Origin of the sequence: Haemophilus sp. HMSC066A11 (assembly GCF_001811665.1) — a bacterium.
Classification (GTDB): domain Bacteria; phylum Pseudomonadota; class Gammaproteobacteria; order Enterobacterales; family Pasteurellaceae; genus Haemophilus; species Haemophilus influenzae.
Window position 1 is genome coordinate 1 of the sequence record NZ_KV805884.1, and the last position, 588, is coordinate 588.

The 588-nt window shown below is 41.5% G+C and carries 1 protein-coding gene; it reads right to left on the reverse strand.

The features are described 5' to 3' along the window. Positions 1–302: 302 nt before the first annotated feature. Positions 303–524, reverse strand: coding sequence for a hypothetical protein (locus HMPREF2813_RS07845; protein ID WP_005650500.1), 222 nt, complete (start codon positions 522–524; stop codon positions 303–305). Positions 525–588: the final 64 nt, after the last annotated feature.

Below are 588 nucleotides of genomic sequence, written 5' to 3' on the forward strand. Positions count from 1 at the left end.
TGCCATTTCAAAACACACTTCATCTATCATTCGCAACGGTTTCACATGCCGTTGTGTCTCTGTACTAGCAAATGTGTTTTGAAATATCCACATTGGGATATTCGCCTGCTTGAGCTCCACTTTCGGCAACTGCACCGTTTTTCACTGGCTTTGCATGGGCAGACTTTAAAACTCACTCTTAACTAAGTAGGTTAGGGCTTTCAATCTAACGACCGCTTAGCACCGTTGGGCTTCCGTCAGCGCTTCCGCCGAGTGAGTTTCTTTAACCAAATTGTTTAAAATTTGTGATGAAAGTCACTGACTTACATAAACTTTTTAGCTATTCTTGTAATCAACCTTGATACTTTCGATAGCGGATTTTCAGGAATGTAAACTGAAAGGTGAATCTCGCCGTCAACAGTACCTTGGGACATTGCTTTTAGCTTTTCTTCCGCTTCTTCGAATGAATGGGCGTAAACATCTGTCGCCCACCTTTTGCCGTCGAAGTGATAAGAAATTGCATAGCGTTTCATTTCTTCTTGCATAAGGAACTACCTCTATGTATTTTCAGATATTTCAGGGTGTAAACAATCAGTGGTATTGGCGACT

What these genes read in the sequence shown, in the direction of transcription:
- HMPREF2813_RS07845 (WP_005650500.1), bottom strand. Translation starts at nt 524, where the DNA reads ATGCAAGAAGAAATGAAACGCTATGCAATTTCTTATCACTTCGACGGC.